This is a genomic window from Variovorax sp. P4_D9, assembly GCF_056401695.1.
The window spans coordinates 1-2808 of record NZ_JBFUIU010001013.1 but is presented as its reverse complement, the minus strand read 5'-3'; the positions used below and the strand labels follow the sequence as shown (position 1 = coordinate 2808).

At 61.7% G+C, this 2808-nt stretch carries 2 protein-coding genes; both read right to left on the bottom strand.

Annotated features, from left to right (window positions below; translation table 11 throughout):
• Window positions 1-81: 81 nt before the first annotated feature.
• Window positions 82-1398: an MFS transporter gene (locus AC1DY5_RS50090; protein WP_478121753.1), complete on the bottom strand. Its 1317-nt coding sequence runs from the start codon at window positions 1396-1398 to the stop codon at window positions 82-84.
• Between the two features lie 212 nt (window positions 1399-1610).
• Complete coding sequence (locus AC1DY5_RS50085) at window positions 1611-2711, bottom strand: enoyl-CoA hydratase/isomerase family protein (RefSeq protein WP_478121752.1); 1101 nt, start codon at window positions 2709-2711, stop codon at window positions 1611-1613.
• Window positions 2712-2808 lie beyond the last annotated feature (97 nt).

The window sequence follows — 2808 nt, the reverse complement described above, 5'->3', positions numbered from 1 at the left end:
GAGTGAAGCAGCCAGGTGGGCAGCGCGAGACGTTCAAAAGGTCGCCGCGCACGCTGTCTCGGGTGAATGTCAGCGCTGAAGTCAGGTCCGTTCCTGTCCTTGTCTCATCCTCGTGCTGACGAGCGCAGCAACGCTCAGGAGCACCGAGATGATGATCAGGCCGTTGGTGGTGCGGCCAGTCGATTGTTCGATCAGCCCCATGATGGAAGGGCCCACAAAACCACCGGGGATTCCGAAGGTGTTCAGCAATGCCAACCCGCCAGCCAGAGCCACGCCTGCGAGGCGGGACGAGGTGAACAGGAAGATCACTGGTTGCACGACGAAAAACATCGCCGCGGTGAGACTGAAGCCTAGAAGTGCGATCACGGGGCCGGCGAACGCTGCGGTCAGTAGCCCGGCGGCCATKACGAGCAACCCGCCGAACAAGAGCTTGCGCCCGCGCTGCGGGGTGTCCGCGTAGCGTGGCAATGTTGCGGCGCCGATCGCAGCTGCGATCCATGGCAGCGAATTCAACAGGCCGACCTGTACGGGCGAGAGCTTCGCGTAAGTGCCGATGATGCCCGGCAAAAAGAAGATGACCGTATAGACGCTGATCTGGTGGCAGAAGTAGACAAAAATGGCAAGCCAGATTTGAGGATCGACAAACGCGCCTTTGAACGAATGGCCTACGTGGCCAGCCTCCTCTTGCTCGGCGCGCTCGGCGGCAAGGCGTCGCTCGACGTCCAGCGCCTGGGAGCGAGACAGCCACTTTGCACTCGAAGGGCCATTGGGCAGCTTCTTCCAGATCACGATCGCGAAGAACACTGCAGGCAGGCCCTCCAGCATGAACATCCACTGCCATCCGTGCCACCCAAAGAAACCGTTCATCTGCAGCAGAAAGCCGCCCAGCGGGCCGCTCACGATATTCGCCAGGCACACGCCGAGCAGGAAATAACCTGTGGCGCGAGCTCTCTCCTTGCGTCCGAACCAGTAGGTCAGATAGAGCATCACGCCTGGATACAGCCCAGCTTCTGCGGCACCCAACAACATGCGCATGACGTAGAAGGACGTTTCGCCGGTGACGAAGGCCATGCCGGCCGACAGCAGTCCCCACGTCACCATGATCCGCGTGATCCACAGCCTGGCGCCGACGCGGTGCATGATCAGATTGCTCGGAATTTCCATCAGGGCATAGGTCAGGAAGAAGAGCCCAGCTCCCAATCCGTAAGCCGCAGCAGAGATTCCCAGATCGACGGCCAGATAGTTCTTGGCAAGCGCGATGTTGGTCCGATCAAGGAAGCTGATCACATAGGCCGCCACGACGAGCGGCATCAACTTCCGAAACATCAACGAATTCAGCGACTCCGCGGTGTCCGGGGGCGCTGGCCGCCAAGCGTCGGCGGGGGTTGTGGTGAGCATTTGCCTTGGTCTCCAAAGGTGGGGATGACTGCGAGGGCGTCCGTTGGCGAGCGGATGACCACAGAGTGCGGGCCTAACAACAAAGCGGATCGCCAACCCGATGTTGTGATGATATATGTGTGATCACAGATGAGAAATGCGGGAATACCCGGAGAGGCCCCGGCACGCGCCGGAACTGCTTTCGAGCCAATTCGCGGGTTGCGTACGCGGGGTCAGCCCACCAGCTGCGCGAGCGGATGATTCGAAGCTGCCCAGGGGCTCTCGAAGTATTCCTGGACGGCTTCGCCAGTGACGTCCTCCAGCCGTCGGGGGCTCCACCGGGGGTTGCGATCCTTGTCCACGACCAGGGCCCGTATGCCTTCCACGGGTTCAGCGGCTGCGCCGGGACGCCTATGGAAACTGTTGTGAATCAGTACGCGCTCGGTGCGAAGTTCGTCGGAGAACGTCAACGATCGGGCTCGACGCACTTGCTCCAGCGCCACACTCATCATCAAGGGGGAGTTTTGACGGATGGCCGCCAGCGCTTCGCGCGCAAAGGAGCGACAGTCTCGTGAAAGCGAAGCCACGATGTCGAGCATGTTGCCATGGGCGAAGTGCTCATCGATCTCCGCTTGGAGGGCGCCCAGTTTGGATGGTCCGGCCTCGATCGCATCGGCTCGCGCCGCATGGTCGATCGCTGGGGCATTGTCCAGCCGGGTGAACGCCGAAATCAGTTCAACCAGCTTGCTGGAAGGCACCTGGATGTCCGCCAGACCGCACATGATCGCGTCCGCGGCATTGACGGACTGGCCGGTGATGGCCAGATACTCGCCGATCCGCCCCGGGCAGCGCGACAAGAACCATCCCCCACCGACATCGGGGAACAGCCCGATCTTGGTCTCCGGCATGGCGAGCGTCGAGTTCTCCGTCACTATCCGCAGAGACGCGCGTTGACTCAGGCCCATCCCGCCCCCCATGACGATGCCATCCATCAGCGCGATGTACGGCTTGGGGTAGCAGTGGATGAGGTGATTGAGCCGGTATTCCTCATCGAAGAAAGTGCCGAGAACCGGATCATTCGCCAGCGCTGCATTGCGCTGAAAGCGGATGTCTCCCCCGGCGCAAAACGCCGGGGCCTTGCCGGGCCGCCCTGCCCCCTTGACGACAACCGCGACCACGGAACTGTCCTTTGCCCAGGCCTGGAGCGCCTCCGAGAAGAGCCGCACCATATACAGATCCAACGCGTTGAGGCTGGCCGGCCGATTCAGGGTCAAAACACCGACGCGACCCACCTTTTCCTTCTGCACCGGTGCGTCTGTCTTGATAGCGTCCATCCCAAAACTCCATTCATGAACTGCACGCGACAGCGGCCGCACCGCCCCGAAGCCGGTTCGAAGCGCGCGCCGCCTTCAACGCGGCTAGAAATTGACG